The 15,334-nt window shown below is 67.7% G+C and carries 13 protein-coding genes; 10 read left to right on the forward strand and 3 right to left on the reverse strand.

Annotation, left to right across the window (positions count from 1 at the left end):
* Nucleotides 1-166: 166 nt before the first annotated feature.
* On the forward strand, nucleotides 167-1,087 hold the full coding sequence (locus GON09_RS13770) for a pseudouridine synthase (protein WP_213932270.1): 921 nt from the start codon (nucleotides 167-169) through the stop codon (nucleotides 1,085-1,087).
* A gap of 28 nt (nucleotides 1,088-1,115) precedes the next feature.
* A complete protein-coding gene (locus GON09_RS13775) occupies nucleotides 1,116-1,622 on the forward strand; it encodes an SRPBCC family protein (RefSeq protein WP_213932271.1) in 507 nt (168 codons plus the stop codon).
* 25 nt (nucleotides 1,623-1,647) lie between these two features.
* Here GON09_RS13775 and GON09_RS13780 read toward each other — a convergent pair whose 3' ends face one another.
* Nucleotides 1,648-2,193, reverse strand: coding sequence for a flavodoxin domain-containing protein (locus GON09_RS13780; RefSeq protein WP_213932272.1), 546 nt, complete (start codon nucleotides 2,191-2,193; stop codon nucleotides 1,648-1,650).
* Between the two features lie 166 nt (nucleotides 2,194-2,359).
* Here GON09_RS13780 and GON09_RS13785 point away from each other — a divergent pair, with 166 nt between their 5' ends.
* Together GON09_RS13785 and GON09_RS13790 are read left to right on the forward strand one after the other, a co-directional pair.
* Complete coding sequence (locus GON09_RS13785) at nucleotides 2,360-3,892, forward strand: CYTH and CHAD domain-containing protein (RefSeq protein WP_213932273.1); 1,533 nt, start codon at nucleotides 2,360-2,362, stop codon at nucleotides 3,890-3,892.
* A 148-nt stretch (nucleotides 3,893-4,040) separates the two neighbouring features.
* The gene (locus GON09_RS13790; protein ID WP_213932274.1) at nucleotides 4,041-4,934 is read left to right on the forward strand and encodes a universal stress protein; all 894 of its coding nucleotides are present in this window, start codon (nucleotides 4,041-4,043) and stop codon (nucleotides 4,932-4,934) included.
* 70 nt (nucleotides 4,935-5,004) lie between these two features.
* Here the strand turns inward: GON09_RS13790 and GON09_RS13795 are convergent, their stop codons facing one another.
* Nucleotides 5,005-6,534: a bifunctional aminoglycoside phosphotransferase/ATP-binding protein gene (locus tag GON09_RS13795; RefSeq protein WP_213932275.1), complete on the reverse strand. Its 1,530-nt coding sequence runs from the start codon at nucleotides 6,532-6,534 to the stop codon at nucleotides 5,005-5,007.
* Nucleotides 6,535-6,676: 142 nt separating this feature from the next.
* On the opposite strand from GON09_RS13795, the gene GON09_RS13800 reads away from it, so the two are divergent.
* The 6 genes from GON09_RS13800 to GON09_RS13825 all read left to right on the forward strand — a co-directional run bounded on the left by GON09_RS13800 (nucleotide 6,677) and on the right by GON09_RS13825 (nucleotide 14,470).
* Complete coding sequence (locus GON09_RS13800) at nucleotides 6,677-9,079, forward strand: glycerol-3-phosphate 1-O-acyltransferase (RefSeq protein WP_213932276.1); 2,403 nt, start codon at nucleotides 6,677-6,679, stop codon at nucleotides 9,077-9,079.
* Nucleotides 9,076-10,506 carry an HAD-IB family hydrolase gene (locus GON09_RS28880; protein ID WP_213932277.1) on the forward strand — a complete coding sequence of 477 codons (1,431 nt, stop codon included), beginning with the start codon at nucleotides 9,076-9,078 and terminating at the stop codon, nucleotides 10,504-10,506. The genes GON09_RS13800 and GON09_RS28880 overlap by 4 nt, the downstream gene beginning before the upstream one ends.
* Nucleotides 10,507-11,655, forward strand: a complete 1,149-nt coding sequence (locus tag GON09_RS13810) for a lysylphosphatidylglycerol synthase transmembrane domain-containing protein (protein WP_213932278.1) — start codon at nucleotides 10,507-10,509, stop codon at nucleotides 11,653-11,655.
* 81 nt (nucleotides 11,656-11,736) lie between these two features.
* Nucleotides 11,737-13,341 (forward strand): sodium-dependent transporter, encoded by a 1,605-nt coding sequence (locus GON09_RS13815; RefSeq protein WP_213932279.1) that lies wholly within the window; start codon nucleotides 11,737-11,739, stop codon nucleotides 13,339-13,341.
* Complete coding sequence (locus GON09_RS13820) at nucleotides 13,338-13,445, forward strand: methionine/alanine import family NSS transporter small subunit (RefSeq protein ID WP_129977153.1); 108 nt, start codon at nucleotides 13,338-13,340, stop codon at nucleotides 13,443-13,445. The genes GON09_RS13815 and GON09_RS13820 overlap by 4 nt, the downstream gene beginning before the upstream one ends.
* Nucleotides 13,446-13,639: 194 nt before the next feature.
* Nucleotides 13,640-14,470, forward strand: a complete 831-nt coding sequence (locus GON09_RS13825) for a hypothetical protein (RefSeq protein WP_213932280.1) — start codon at nucleotides 13,640-13,642, stop codon at nucleotides 14,468-14,470.
* Nucleotides 14,471-14,501: 31 nt separating this feature from the next.
* Here GON09_RS13825 and GON09_RS13830 read toward each other — a convergent pair whose 3' ends face one another.
* Nucleotides 14,502-15,185, reverse strand: coding sequence for a TetR family transcriptional regulator (locus tag GON09_RS13830; RefSeq protein WP_016934359.1), 684 nt, complete (start codon nucleotides 15,183-15,185; stop codon nucleotides 14,502-14,504).
* Nucleotides 15,186-15,334 lie beyond the last annotated feature (149 nt).

A 15,334-nucleotide genomic window follows, 5' to 3' on the forward strand; every position in this document is an offset into this window, starting at 1 on the left:
ACATTCTTCACTTCCGTCCCAGGGTATCGACGGTGCAGAAACCTTTAGCAGGCTTGCACACAATCGTTATCGTGGAAAGTCCGGCAGTGTTATCGACACCGCTCCCGGCACGTTGTCGACGCAGCGTCGGCACCCGACCTCCGTAGTGCGACTAGCCTGACGATCCGTGCCCGACGCTCCGCTCCCCGTTCGCGACGGCTTGAACCCCACCCGCCTGCGACTGCCGGAAAACACCAGCTGGGAGACCATAGCGGAGTTCCTGGCGGCGCGCTTCCCGAACGATACGACGCGAATTGCGGAAAAGATCGAATGCGGCGAAGTGCTCGTACAGGACGGCACTCCGATCACATTCTCGACGCCGTACGCCCCACGCGCATTCGTGTATCTCTACCGTGATCCTCCCGTCCGACCGCGCGTCCCGTTCGAGATCGACATCCTCCATCGGGACGAGAACCTGCTCGTGGTCGACAAGCCGCACTTCCTGGCGACCACACCTCGCGGATCATGGGTGACGGAGACGGCCGTGGTCCGGTTGCGCACGGAACTGGACCTTCCCGAACTGTCCCCGGCCCATCGGCTCGACCGGCTCACGGCGGGCGTACTGGTGTTCACCGTCCGGCGCGAGGCGCGACGCCCGTACCAGATGCTGTTCGACCGGCGTCTCGTCGAGAAGGAGTACGAAGCGATCGCTCCGGCCGCGCCGCATCTCGGCTTTCCTCTCGACGTACGCAGCCGCATCGTCAAGGAGCGCGGCATCCTGCAGGCACGTGAGGTCGAGGGGCCCGTCAACGCGGTGACCCGGATCGACGTCGTGGCCACGGCCGGCGACCGTGCGCGTTACCGTTTGCGACCCCGCACCGGCAGGACGCACCAACTCCGTGTCCACATGAACTCGCTGGGAATCCCCCTCCTCGGTGACAATCTCTATCCGGAGGTGTACGAGGTTGGGCCACAGGACTATTCGAATCCACTGCAGCTGCTGGCGCGATCGGTGTCGTTCCACGATCCGATCACAGGTCGGTCGACCCGCTTCGTAAGTCGACGAAACCTGGCAGCATGGGGTAACAGCACGCCAGGACCCCGCTGACCGGCGAGTTCTCGTCTTGGAGGTTCCCATGGATATCGGCATCATCTCGCGTACCTACGACGGGAGGGTCGCTCTTCGGTTCCAACGCTCGTTCCCCTACGCCCCCGAGAAGGTGTGGAGCGTCCTCACCGATCCCCAACACCTCCGCGCCTGGTTCCCTGCCGACGTCGAATTCGAACTCACGCCCGGAGCGGCGCTCGAATTCCGATCCACGCAGGAACAGACCCGGCGTTTCGGGCTACCGGAAGGACACACCACCACGGGTAGCGTTCTCACGGTGCGCACCGGGCGGATCCTGGAATACCTTTGGGACGCCGACGTTCTGCACTGGGAGATCACTCCCGACGGCTCCGGCGGGTGCTGGCTCACGCTCACCCACACCACCGACGACGAAGAGGATGCCCTCGCGCACGGCGCGGGCTGGCACGCCGGGTTCGAAGTGGTCGAGGCCCAATTGGCGGGACGCCCGGTCGACTGGTCGATCTGGGACCGCGCCGCCGAACTGAGCTCGCACTACCGGGGTGATTCGGGCTGATCTCCCGGGGTGATCCGGGAATTTCTCAACGACGGACTCCACGCCGCGCGGGAGCTGATCCGACCCCGTCGAGATCATGGGCCCGGGCGGCGGTGCGCGCGACGATCCGCGCACCCCAGGCTCCGATCGCATCCCAGTCCCGGAAGTCACCGGAGGGGGCACCGACCATCCTGACGACCATCCGTTCGCCGGTGCCGAGCACCGCCGGATCCAACTTTCCCGGGAAGGTCCGATGCTCGCAGGCCCCGACACGTTCGGCGACAGCGCACGCGTCGTAGGAGGTGTTCACCGGCCTCCCACCCGAGGCGACCGGACCCGACGAGAAGAGATAGACGTCGCGCTCCCGCAACTCGGACGCATATCGCTCGGCGAACTCCCGTGCGCTGCGCAGCCAGCGACTGCGGTAGACGGCACTGCCGAGCACCACGACGTCGTATGCACCGACGTCGTCGACGTGCTCGGGTGCGTCCACGTCGACCTGTGCGCCGTGGTGGCGCATCGACGCGGCGAGTGCTGTCGCGATCTCCGCGGTCGAACCGTGCCGACTGGCCGCCGAAACAAGAACCTTCATCACTACCCTCCGGACCCGCGTCGAACCATGATCACCCCGAAACCGAGCCTTGACCAGGGCCGAAGTGCCCTTTGCCCGGTATCGGCAGATCACAGCCGGACGAATCACCGCATATCGGACCGCGTGGCAAGGTGGAAGGCAACGCGTATCGAGAAGGAGCAGATGGATGCCCAGCACACCGTCCCCGGCCGCCACCGAGGAGGCCGAACGCAAGTACTCCGCCACCGGCGACCAACCGCTCCCGGACCTGACGGGGTTACCCTCCGTCGATGCGATCGACGTCGACCGATTCGAGTTGTCGGCCCAGTACTACGACACTGCGGACCTGAGCCTGCTGCGCTCGAAGATCACGCTCCGGAGGCGTGAGGGCGGTGACGACGCGGGATGGCATCTCAAGCTCCCGTCCGGTATCGATACCCGCACCGAACTGCGCTTCCCCCTCGGTGACGATTCGGCCGAGGACACCCCCGCCGACCTGTCGTCCCTGCTGCTCGGGATCCGTCGCGGTGCACCGCTGAGCCTGGCCGCCCTGCTCGTGACACAACGGCATCGGCACCGTCTCCGCTCCCCCGACGGCAACCTCGTCGCGGAGGTGGTCGTCGACGAGGTGGACGCCGTACGCCGGGCCGACGGGTCCGAGATCCGCTGGCGGGAGATCGAGGTCGAATGGAACTCCTCTCTCGACGAGAAGACCGTCGGCCGCTTTCTCACGGCGCTCGAGAAACGCTTCGCGGCGGTCGGGATCACCCGCTCGGAGAGCCCGTCGAAACTGCACCGTGTGCTCGGTGATCTGATCCCCGCTCGACCGCAGATCGCGAAGGGCCTCCTCCCGGTCCGCGACTATCTCGCAGCCGAACTGCACACCCTGGAGTTGTCGGACCTCGCGGTGCGTCGCGACGCGCCCGATTCGGTGCACAGCATGCGCAAGGCCGCGCGCCGCCTGCGCAGCGCACTGCAGACCTATTCCGGCGAGATCGCCGTGGACGACGGTCTGGTCGACGAACTGCGTTGGCTCGGAAGACGTCTCAGCCCGTCACGCGATCTCGAAGTCCAATGGGAACGACTCGCGGATCGAGTGGCCGACATTCCGGTCGAGTCGCACCGGGAAGCGACGAGAGCCCGTATCGACGAGTACTTCTCGGCCGCATCCGAGGCCGCGCGTCTCGAGGCCGTCGACACCCTCGGTTCCGGCCGGTACGTCGCGTTGCTCACCCGACTCGACGCGGCGCTCGGCGACCTCGCCCCCGCGACCGAAGCGGTGGGGGCACGACCGAAGGTCGCGCGGAAGGAACTGCTGCATGCGATCGAATCGCTTTCGAACAAGGTGTCGCGTCGCGTCGCCAAGGTGGGCGGTGCCGAGAACACGGCCGAACGCGACGCGTTGATGCACCGGGCCCGCAAGGGTGCCAAACGGATGCGGTACGCCATCGAGGTGATCGCACCGCTGCATCCGAAGCGCTCCGGGCGGATCCTCGACCGGTTCGACGCCTTCCAGGATCTGCTCGGCGAATTCCAGGACTCGGTCGTGGCGCGGGAACACCTCCTGCACATGCTCTCCGAGCAGGGCCACACCGCCGAGACCAGCTTCGGGCTCGGGATCCTGTTCCGCATCGAGAGCGAGATCGGCGACGCACAGGCCGCACACCTGGACGAGGGCTGGAGGAAGGCCCACCGATCGGCCCGCCGATTGTGGAGCTGACCGAGGTCCGAAGGCCCTGGTCCGGTTCTGTCCCATCAGGGATCATGTAGACCGTCGACAGCAGGTCACGACCGCGTCGTGGCGGTAACGTGACCTCGAGTCGACCGGCGCACGGGAAGCCGGACGCCGCAACCAGAAGGAGACATCGATGAGCACACCGAGCACCGGCAAGGCAGTCGTCGCAGGCGTGGACGGCTCCGAAACGGCTGTAGCGGCAGCGCGGTGGGCCGGCGCCGTCGCGTCGCGTATCGGAGCGCCGCTCCACCTCGTGCACTCGATGCCCCCGGAGGGCATCTTCTACAGCGAGGCCGCGGTGCTGGTGCAGTCGCAGATGATCCAGCAGCTCGAGGAGGACGGCAAGAAGCTCCTCGCCGACGCCGCCGAGCGCGTCCGCGCCGATCACCCCGATCTCGAGATCGGTAGCTTCATCGGCCCCGGCCCCGCAGCCAAGTCTCTCCTCGAGGCCGCCGAGGACGCCCGTCTGGTTGTCATGGGCGCCACCGGCGCGGGGGCACTGGAGAACTTCCTGCTCGGCTCGACCGTTCTGCGTGTCGCGAACCATGCGCCGTGCCCGGTGGTCGTGTGGCGCGGCAACACCGACGCTCCGCTGCCCGATTCGCGGCCGATCGTCGTCGGCGTGGACGGAAGCGAATTGTCTTCTGCCGCAGTCACTCACGCATTCGACCTCGCTTCTGCTCTGAACGTCCCGCTCCGTGCCGTGCACTCGTGGATCGGTGATGCCGCGCTCGGCGTCGGCGCCACCGCCGCGCTGGTCGACTGGGATGCCGTGGAGACTTCGGAGACCGCGGTTCTCGCCGAGACCCTCGCCGGATGGAGCGATCGTCACCCCGAGGTCACCGTCGACCGTGTGATCGACCGGGGCCCGGCGACGAAGGTTCTGCTCGCGCACCTCGACGACGCCCAGCTCGTCGCGGTCGGAAGCCACGGTCGTGGCCAGTTCCGCGCCGCACTGCTCGGCTCCACGAGCCAGAACCTGCTGCACAAGGCTCCGTGCCCGGTGCTCATCGCGCGCAAGGTCTAGCCCCACCCTTTCCGGTGAACGGGGATCGCTTCGACGGAAGCGGTCCCCGTTCCCCCTTTCCGGGACGCGCTCACCAGGGTGCCGGACCGAGCATGCTCTCCAGCCGTGAGCCGTCGACCGATTCGACGCCCGTGTCGACCGGGACCGCCTCCGGCCACGGGTCCCGCCGCCGGATTTGCTGTTCGAGCACGGCGGGAGTCGCATCGGAGGCATCGTCGCCGCGCTCGGTGCGGGATGCCATCCGTTGCAGAAGGATTTCCTTGTCCGCACGGCATTCGATCTCGATCACATCCACTGCTGCTTCGTCCGCGACCCTGCGGGCCGCGTCGCGCTGCTCGGACGACAACCAGGTCGCGTCCAGCACGACGGATCGTCCACGGGTGAGCGCGGTCGCGGCGCGGCGGAGCAGCTCCCGGTAGGTCGCCTCCGAATGCGCCGGCGCGTACAGACCGGCGTCCGTTCCGTCACCGGTCCGGTCGGTGGGCCGCAGTCCCACCAGCTCCTTGCGGACCACGTCGCTGCGCACCACCTCCGCACCGAGATACGCGCCGACCGTGCGCGCGAGCGTCGTCTTACCGGTTGCGGAGACACCCCCCACGAGCACCATGCGCACACGTCCGCGGTCGAGATGGTGCTCGAGCAGGTCGACGAACCCCATCGCCGTCTCCCGAGCCCCCGCATCACCCTGCTCGTAGCGGAGGGCGGTCACCTTCGCCCGCACCAGCGCTCGATAGGCGATGTAGTGATGCACGAGCGACGGCGGCGGCAGGTCACCCGAGACCTCGCTGTACTGCTCCAGCAGCCGCCGCGCCGCCGCCTCGGCACCCAGACGTTCGAGATCCATTGCGAGGAAGGCCAGATCGAGGACCGCGTCGCCGTAGCGCAGTTCGTCGTCGAACTCGAGGCAGTCGATGATGCGCGGTCCGTCGTCGAGGCAGAAGATGTCGTCGGCGAGCAGATCGCCGTGTCCGTCCACCGCCCGGCCCGCGGCGATGCGGTCGTCGAACAGGGCCGTCCGGCCGAAGAGAAAACGTCGCACGGACTCGCGTATCCGTGCCAACGAGGCGGCGCGATCCACTCCCGCCTCCAGCCGGCCGAGATGGTCGAGACTGAGATTCCACAACTCGGCGACGAAACCCGCAGAGGCACACCGGTCGATGTCGGGGCCGTGTGGCGAGGAGGCGTGCAGCGCCGCAACCTGTCGGGCCACCTCGTCGATCACCGACGACACATCCTCACCCCGCCGGACCGCTGCGGCCAGGCGCCGGTCGTCCGGGAGCCGCACCATTTCGACGAGGTGCTCGCACGGCCGGCCGTCCGGGCCGTACACGTCCGCGACCCCCAGGTAGACGTCGGGCGCGAGACGGCGGTTGAGTTCCACTTCGCGGTGACAGATCCGTTCGCGCGCCTCCCGCGTGCGGTTGTCGAGGAAGCCCAGGTCGAGCGGCTTCTTCATCTTGTGCACGCGGTCGCCCACGAAGAACACCACCGACGAGTGCGTCTCCCGCAGCCCCGCGTACTCGACGAGCCCTGCATTTTCGCCACCGTCCCGTCCGGTACCTGCGGTCACTGCGCCCTCCCTGCCGTCGGCGGGTCCCACCGAGTCCTCTCGTCCACCACATTGTCGTTCAGGCACTCCCCCGTTGCATCTGCGGAGTCTTCCGCGTTCTCGTCCGGATCGCCCGAACGAAACGGCCACGACAGGTAACTTTCACACCGGGGCGACTTCTGGACGGGGTGAGATGAGGAACAACCAACTGGGGCGACCACGAGGCGACGACATCGTGGGAGCATCCGGCGGACCGACGGTGGCGGTCGTGGCGTACACGACGACACTCGAACGGACGATGATCGAGGACTGGCTGCGTTCGGACGAGGTACCCGCCGAGTACCGCACGCCGACCCGCCCGGAGTCGCTCGCCCTCGACTCCCGGGTGCTCGCGGAACAGCTCGTCACCCGCACCGACGACCCGCTGATCCTGCCCGTGCGCGTCGTGTGGCTTCCGGCCGAACGGGGCGGTGCGCGACGCGTGCGGTTCTCCGACGTCCTCGCCCTGACGAACCCGCGCAACCCGAATCTGCTGCTGCAGAAGTGGCTCGTGCGCAAGGGCGCCGACCGTCACCGGATCGTCGTGGCCCAACCGGCCCGCCTGTCCGAACTGCGTGCCGCGCTCACCGCAGAGGACGGGGCCGCCGACGACGAGGCCCTCGCGCGGTATGTGACCCGCCGCGCCGTCGTCGCACTCGAACGCGCCGAACGTGCCGTGATCGGCGACCGCTACAAGGTCCCACGGCTCGTCGCCGCACAGATCATGGACTCGTCGCTCTTCCGGCGCCGTCTCGACGAGATCGCCGCCGAGCACGGTCTGTCGCGCGCCGAGGTCGAGGCGCGGGCACGCAGTGCGCTCGACGAACTGGTGGCCGTGCAGTCGCGTCTGGTCACCGACCTGTTCACGCAGGCGATGCGGCCGCTGCACGCGGCGGCCTGGACAGTGCACGCCGACGAGTCCGGCCTGCGTGCGCTGCGCGAGACCAACCGCCGGTACTCCCTGGTGTTCCTCCCGTCGCATCGGTCCTATGCCGACGCCTTCGTCCTGGGCGACATCCTGGCGGCGAACGACTTTCCCGGCAACCACATCATGGGCGGGGCCAACCTCACCTTCTGGCCGATCGGTCCCGTCGCCCGCCGCACCGGCACGGTGTTCATCCGGCGCAGTTTCGCCGACGACGACGTCTACAAGGCGGCGCTCGAGGAGTACTTCGCGTTCCTGCTCAGCAAGCGGTTCAACCTCGAATGGTATTTCGAGGGCGGCCGGACGCGGACGGGCAAGCTCCGGGCCCCGCGCTACGGCCTGCTCAGTTACGTCGCCAACGCGATCCGCGGCGGGCGGGTCGAGGACGCGATGCTGGTGCCCGTGTCGATCACCTACGAGGGACTCGCCGAGGTCGCGGCAGTCGCCGCCGAGCAGACCGGCGCCACGAAGAAGCCCGAAGGGCTGGGCTGGCTCGTCCGTTACGCCCGCAACCAGCGCAAGCGGGCCGGGAACGTGTACGTGCGGTTCGGTGATCCGGTGTCGCTGCGCGAACTGCTGATCGCCGGTGGGGATCCGGACCTGACCGCACCCGCTCTGGCCGCCGATCCCTCCGCGACGGCAACGGATCCCGAGGAGGTGCGCGCACTGCGCCGGAAAGCGTTGCAGAAGGTCGCCTTCGAGGTCGCGGTCGGCATCAACTGCAACACCCCGGTGACGGTGAACTGCCTGGTCACCCTGGCTCTGCTCGGTGTGCGCGACCGGTCGCTGACGCTCGAGGAGGTGCGGGCGGTGATCGCGCCGGTCCGCCGCTATCTCGACCGTCGCGGTGTTCCGCAGGGTGGCCTGCACATTCTCGACGTCGAGGGCGGGCTCGCGGATGTGCTCTCGTCGCTGACCCACGCGGGTGTGGTCACCACCTACGCCGGCGGGGAGGAACCAGTCTATTCCATCGAGCCGGGTCAGCATCTCGTCGCGGCGTTCTACCGCAACAGCGGCGTGCACTGGTTCGTCAACCGGTCGATCATGGAACTGGCGATCCTGTACGCGCACGCCAATCCCGGCGACGATCCCACCCGCGTCGCGTGGGAGGAGGCGAAGAACCTCCGCGACCTGCTGAAGTTCGAGTTCTTCTTCCCCGACCGCGACACCTTCGAGGCTCAGATGCGCGACGAGCTGGCCTGGCTCGTCCCGTCCTGGGGCGACACGCTGCCGACGAAGGACGAGGCCCTCACCGGTCTCGTGGAGACCGGTTTCTTCATGTCGCACCGCACGCTGCGGTCGTTCTTCGATGCGCAACTCGTCGTCGCCGAGCGCCTTGCCGTCCGGGACCCCGAGCTCGAGATCGACCGCGCCGCCTTCCTCTCGGAGTGTGTGGCGGTGGGCCGGCAGATGCTGTTGCAGCGCCGCTTGTACGGACCGGAGTCGGTGTCGTCGGAGTTGTTCGCGTCCGCACTCGCCCTGGCACGCAATCGAGGACTGCTCGACCGGAACGAGGACAGCGAGGTCGTCCGCGAACGCAGGAAGGCATTCGCAACGGAGCTGTCGGCGCTGGCGCAGCGGGTCGCGTTGGCCGAGTCGCTCGACGTGTCGAACAGAAAGGTGGAGCGGTGAACCTCGAGCAGGCCCTCGAACGGGTACGCACGGGTCCGCACGGACCCGAGGTGGCGGCCTTCTTCGACTTCGACGGCACCATCGTGCACGGATTCTCCGGTGTCCACTTCTTCCGCGATCGGGTGCTCGCCGGAAAGGTCTCCGCATCCGAACTCGCCGCGACGATGATCAACGGACTCCGCGGGACGGAGACCGAGGATGATTTCGAACGCTTCGTCGCGATCGCCTTCAAGGCGTGGCGCGGTCACACCGAGGACGAACTCTACGACATCGGCAACCGGCTGTTCATGACGACGATTGCCGGGCATCTGTATCCGGAGGCATGGCAACTCATCGGGGCGCACCAGAATGCGGGTCACACGGTGGTGATCGCCTCCTCGGCGTCCCGCTACCAGATCCAGGCCGCCGGGGACGCATTGGGAGTCGAGCACATCCTGTTCACACCCCTCGAGGTCGAGAACGGTGTGCTCACCGGCCGGGTCGATGGAAAATCGTTGTGGCGCAGCGGAAAAGCGGAAGCAGCGCGCAATTTCATCGAGACCCACGGCATCGACGCCGAGGCCAGCTACACCTATTCCAACGGTGGTGAGGACGTGGAGTTCCTGGCCACCACCGGCAACCCCACCGCCACCAACCCCGATCGCACCCTCGCACGCGTAGCCGTCGAACGCGACTGGCCGATCATGCGTTTCCGGCCGCGCGGTACGCCGGGCGCCCGCGAGCTCGTCCGGACCGCCGCCGCCTACGGCGGAATGTTCGGCTCGGTGTGGACGGGTCTCGGTCTCGGCCTGATCAACCGCAGCCGCAAGACTGCGCTGGACTCGATCATCAGCATCGGTACAGAGGTCTCCCTGGCCCTGGCCGGAGTGAACGTACGCATCGTCGGGGAAGCGAATGCGTGGGCCACCCGGCCGGCGGTGTTCATCTTCAACCACCAGAGCCAGCTCGATCCGGTGGTGCTGGCCAAGGTCCTGAGACAGGACTTCACGGGCGTGACCAAGAAGGAGATGGCCAACGACCCCCTCTTCGGGCCGCTCCTGCGTTTCGTCGGCGCCACCTTCGTCGACCGCACCAACACCGAGCGGGCGGTCGCGGCGCTCGGGCCCGTCGTCGACACCATCCGGGAAGGGACGTCGATCGTCATCGCACCCGAGGGCACACGATCGCTGACACCGGCGATCGGCAGATTCAAGAAGGGCGCCTTCCATATCGCGATGCAGGCCGGCGTCCCGGTCGTGCCGGTCGTGATCCGCAATGCCGGTGAGATCCTGTGGAAGCACTCGACGCTGCTGCGTTCGGGCACCGTCGACGTGGCGGTACTCGAACCGATCGACGTGAGCGGCTGGTCGCGGGAGAAGCTCGGTGAGCACATCGCCGAGGTCGAGGATCTCTACCGCCACACCCTGTCGAGCTGGCCCACCGACTAGATGTCGAACGAGACAGTGAAACCGGGACGACCGGACGACGAGGAACCGGACGAAGGTGCGGCCGACGAGACGGGACCGGACCAGGGCACGGCCGACGAGACGGGACCGCTCACCCCGCAACGGCGTCGCCGGCTCAAGTGGCTCATCGGCGCGCTGCTGGTCGTGGTGCTCACCGTCGAGATCGTCCTCGTGTGGCCGGAGCTGTCCGACAGCGTCCGCGGCCTCGGGCACCTGTACTGGTGGTGGGTCCTCGCGGCGGTGTGCGCGTCGATGGCGGAGATGTCGACCTTCGCGCGGGTGCAACGGGCCCTGCTGTCCGCGGCGGGCGTGAAGGTCTCGCAGCGGCAATCGCTCTCGGTGGCACTCGCGGCGAACTCCATGAGCGTGACCCTCCCGGGCGGGCCGGTGGTCGGGACGACCTTCACCTACCGGCAGATGCGTCACTGGGGTGCATCACCGGTGGTGTCGACCTGGCAGCTGGTCATGGCCGGTCTCCTCCAGGCCGCCGGACTCGCACTGCTGGGCCTCGTCGGCGCTCTGCTCGTCGGCGCCAGCAACAACCCGTTCTCGTTGATCTTCTCGATCGGCGGTCTGCTGCTGCTGGTCGTGCTCATCCAGTACGCGGCGGGCAATCCGGGTTCGTTCGAGTCGATCGGCCTGATCGCCCTGCGGGGTCTGAACCGTCTGCGGAAGAAACCCGAACAAGCGGGCGCGCGGGCGTGGCGGAAGATCGTCGCCCAGTTGAGCGCGGTGCAACTCGACCGTCCGCACGCGGCCCGCGCGTTCGGCTGGTCGGTGAGCAACTGGGTGTGCGACGGCGCGTGCCTGGCGTTCGCCGCGTACGCGGTCGGTGGCGCGCCGAGCCTGGCGGGTATCGCGGTCGCCTACGCGGCCGGAACCGCCACGAGCCGTGCCATCCCGCTGCTTCCCGCAGGCCTGGGCGTCATGGACGCGGTGCTGGTCCCGGCGCTCACCGCCAGTGGGATGACCGGTGCGCAGGCCCTGTCGGCAGTGGTGGTGTACCGGTTGATCAGTTTCGTGCTCGTCGCCGCGGTCGGCTGGATCGTCTTCGCATTCCGCTACCGGAACGTCGGTGAGGAGGACGAGGACGACGCTCCCCCGGATCTGCGGATCTGGGACGACGACTGAAGACGCCCACCCGAAAGATCGCCCGTGCGCCGGTCGGGGCGCTAGCGTTGCTCCATCCGAATGAATGGAGGGACGAGGTCCGTGGCACAGCACGAGGTCACACGTAAACGGGAGGTCTGGTCGGGCCGGTCGGTGTTCATCATGGCCGCGATCGGTTCGGCGGTCGGACTCGGCAACATCTGGCGCTTCCCGTACATCGCATACGAGAACGGGGGTGGCGCATTCCTGATCCCGTATCTGGTCGCGCTACTGACTGCGGGTATCCCCCTCCTCCTGGTCGACTACGCGATCGGGCACAAGTTCCGCGGGTCGCCGCCGCTGGCCTTCCGCCGGTTGCGCCGCGGGGCCGAGTTCATCGGCTGGTGGCAGGTGCTGGTGTGCTTCGTCATCGGCGTGTACTACGCGGTGATCGTGGCGTGGGCCGCGCGGTACACCTTCTTCTCGATCACCGAAGCGTGGGGTGACGACCCCGAGGGCTTCTTCATGAGTTCTTTCCTGAACCAGGACACCGACGCGACCTTCGGCCTGAGCTTCGTGCCGGGCGTCGCGTGGACGCTGCTGCTGGTCTGGATCGCGACGCTCGCGGTGCTCGCCCTCGGCGTCCAGCGCGGTATCGGCAACGCCAACCGGTTCTTCGTGCCGTTGCTGGTCCTGCTGTTCGGCGCACTGGTCGTCCGGTCGCTGACCCTCGACGGCGCGACCACCGGTCTGGATGCGTTCTTCAGCCCGAACTGGTCGGCGCTGACCGACACCGGTGTGTGGATCGCGGCGTACGCGCAGATCTTCTTCTCGCTGTCCGTCGCTTTCGGCATCATGGTGACCTACGCGTCGTACCTGAAGCGCAGGACGAACCTCACCGGTTCGGGTCTGGTCGTCGGTTTCTCGAATTCGAGCTTCGAGGTGCTCGCCGGTATCGGTGTGTTCTCGGCCCTGGGCTTCATGGCCCAGGCGCAGGGTGTCGAGGTCGGCGAGGTGGTCGCCGGCGGTATCGGTCTCGCGTTCATCGCCTTCCCGACGATCGTCTCGGAGATGCCCGGCGGTCCGCTCTTCGGCGTGCTGTTCTTCGGCTCGCTGGTCTTCGCCGGGTTCACGTCGATGATCAGCATCATCCAGGTGACCGTCTCGGCCTTCCAGGACAAGACGGGCCTCGGTCGGGTGCCGGCGGTTCTCGCCATCGGCGGTGTGTCGGCGATCGTGTCGCTGCTGCTCTTCCCCACCACCACCGGTCTGAACACCCTCGACGTGGTGGACCGCTTCGCGAACCAGTTCGGCATCGTCGGTGTCGCCTTCGTGGCGCTCGTGGTGGTCGCCTGGATCTACCGCCGCCTGCCCGAACTCCGCGACCATCTCAACTCGGTGTCGTCGTTCAAGGTGGGGACCGGCTGGCTCGTGTTCACGGGCGTCATCACTCCGCTCGTCCTCGGCTACATGCTGTTCAGCGAGATCCGCGACCGTGTCCGCGACGGCTACGGGGGCCTGCCCGACAGCCTGGTCACGGCGTTCGGGTGGAGTGTGCAGGCCGGCGTGATCATCCTCGCCGTCCTCCTGACGTTCATCCCGTGGCGCAAGGGAGTCGACGAGGAGTACGAGCTCGACGAGAACCGTCCGCTCGCGTCCGCCCAGGTTCCCGCTTCGTCCGGTGATCCCTCGCCCGCACCCGACTCGTCCACCGGAGGTAACCAGTGAGCACAGCAGCCATCGGCATGATGCTTCTCGCCCTGATCACCCTGTGGGGTGGTCTCGTGCTGAGCATCCTTCATCTGCGCAGACATCCGGACGATCCGGACTGATCTGCACACCCGACCCCGAAAGGGTCGATCGTCGACGCTGCCACCCGAGGGTGTCGGTTCGGTAACACAACGGGGCGGCGCTCTGGCCGGGGCGCCGCCCTTGTGGTCTCCTGGAACGGTCGCACTCTAAACCTCTACTTTAGAGTTAGGTAGAACCCGTCCGGGTGTCACGACCCACAGGAGGAGAACCCCATATGAGCCGCAGACACCGTCACCGGATGCGCCGCTTCTCGGCCGCCGCAGCCCTCACCGTCGCCGCCGGCCTGACGCTCCCCGCGGTCGCCGTCGCGGATCCCGCACCCGTGGACCCGGCCGCACCGGTACAGGCACCCGCCGAGAGCCCGTTGGCGGGTGCTCTCGAAGCACTCCGCGCGCTGCCCGGCGTCGATCCGGCCACCCTCGCCGCCGCCGAAGCAATAGCGAACGCACGCGGAGGTGCGGTCGACGCCGCGGAATCGACTCCACTGGGCGCCTACGAGGACGGCATGGAATTCCTTCGCCGTCTCGGCGTCGAACCGTTCCTCTACCCCACCGGCGCACCGTTCTGCACGGCCGACGGCGACCTGCCGCTGGGCACCGTGCCGGCTGTCGCGGGCGCACTGCCCGGCCCGTGGCCCAACCGCAGCCTCGCACCTCTGCCGGGAACCCTGAACGTCGTCGACCCCGCCGAAACGTTGTTCGCGTTCGTACCGGTCGGCCTCGAGGGCGACGCGGACGCCTCGGGAATCCAGCTCGCCTGGTTCAACATCAACACCTTCCAGGGCGGCTTCGTGCCGATGGGCACGCCGGAGGAAGCCGCTGCGGGAGCCATTCCGGAGGGCATCACCGGAGCGACACGCGGCATCATCGAGCAGGCCGTCACGCGCTTCATCGCCGACACACTGCCCATGGGTGGCGTGCGGGTCGCACCGGTCGAGACGGGTTCGGGCACCGTGCTCTCGGCCATCTTCGGCACCGTGCAGAACGGCGACACCCAGTGCTTCTTCCTGCCCACGATCGGCATCGTGGACGTGCCGGCGCCCTGACGACCGGTCTTCGACATGCAGCGGGCGGGCGTCAGCTCGCCCGCTGCAGTCGATTCAGCCGGTCGAACACGAGCGTGACGGCGGTGTCCATGTGCGCGAGCACGTCGTCGACGGACTGCCGTCCCGCAACCCAGGCGACGAGCGCCGACATCCACACGTCGGCGATGATCCGCACGGCGTTGAGCACCTCTTCGGTGACGATGTCGATGCCGGACGCCTGCGCGAAGAGGAGGGTGAGCACCTCACCGAGACGATCGAGTTCGGGCGCCGAGGACGCGTCGGCGAACATTGCTGCGCGGATGAGGGCGTCGTAGCGCAGCGGATTCTCGGAGAGACGGGGCATCACTCCGCGCAGCACCCCCATGAGACGCTCGGCAGCACCGTCACCCGGAATCTCTGCGGTGGTCACGGCTTCCGCGGCGGTTTCGAATTCGAGCACGAGCGCGACGACGAGCAGGTGATTCTTCGAGGGAAAGTAGCGGTAGACCGTGCCGAGGGCCACGCCGGAGCGGTCGGCGACCGCTCGCATCTGCACGGCGTCGTATCCGCCTTCCGACGCGAGTTCCTCGGCCGAGGCGATGATCCGCATGTACCGCGCCCGCTGCGCGGGCCGCAGGCCCGCGCCCGGCGAGCGGGTGGACCCGAGACCCGGTCGCGATGCCCGAGCCGACGCCGATCCTTCGTCCGCGGTCTCCGTCGTCGACTGCTCCGTCATCACGCCACCTTCCGTTCATGCCCGTTTCGAGGATAGTTCAGCGTGGTGCTTCTGCTTTTTCGTACCGCCGACCGAGCCCCGACCGGACAGGTGTCCGGAAATCCCTTCCCTCCGGATGTAGAACGCGTTACATTTTCTCCGTCACCGTC

It is taken from the genome of Rhodococcus sp. B50, assembly GCF_013602415.1.
GTDB lineage: Bacteria > Actinomycetota > Actinomycetes > Mycobacteriales > Mycobacteriaceae > Rhodococcus.

Excerpts from the sequence above, each read along its gene's own strand:
- GON09_RS13775 (WP_213932271.1), top strand. The coding sequence starts at position 1,116 with ATGGATATCGGCATCATCTCGCGTACCTACGACGGGAGGGTCGCTCTT.
- GON09_RS13780 (WP_213932272.1), bottom strand. The coding sequence starts at position 2,193 with ATGAAGGTTCTTGTTTCGGCGGCCAGTCGGCACGGTTCGACCGCGGAG.
- GON09_RS13785 (WP_213932273.1), top strand. The coding sequence starts at position 2,360 with ATGCCCAGCACACCGTCCCCGGCCGCCACCGAGGAGGCCGAACGCAAG.
- GON09_RS13790 (WP_213932274.1), top strand. The coding sequence starts at position 4,041 with ATGAGCACACCGAGCACCGGCAAGGCAGTCGTCGCAGGCGTGGACGGC.
- GON09_RS13800 (WP_213932276.1), top strand. The coding sequence starts at position 6,677 with ATGAGGAACAACCAACTGGGGCGACCACGAGGCGACGACATCGTGGGA.
- GON09_RS13810 (WP_213932278.1), top strand. The coding sequence starts at position 10,507 with ATGTCGAACGAGACAGTGAAACCGGGACGACCGGACGACGAGGAACCG.
- GON09_RS13825 (WP_213932280.1), top strand. The coding sequence starts at position 13,640 with ATGAGCCGCAGACACCGTCACCGGATGCGCCGCTTCTCGGCCGCCGCA.
- GON09_RS13830 (WP_016934359.1), bottom strand. The coding sequence starts at position 15,185 with ATGACGGAGCAGTCGACGACGGAGACCGCGGACGAAGGATCGGCGTCG.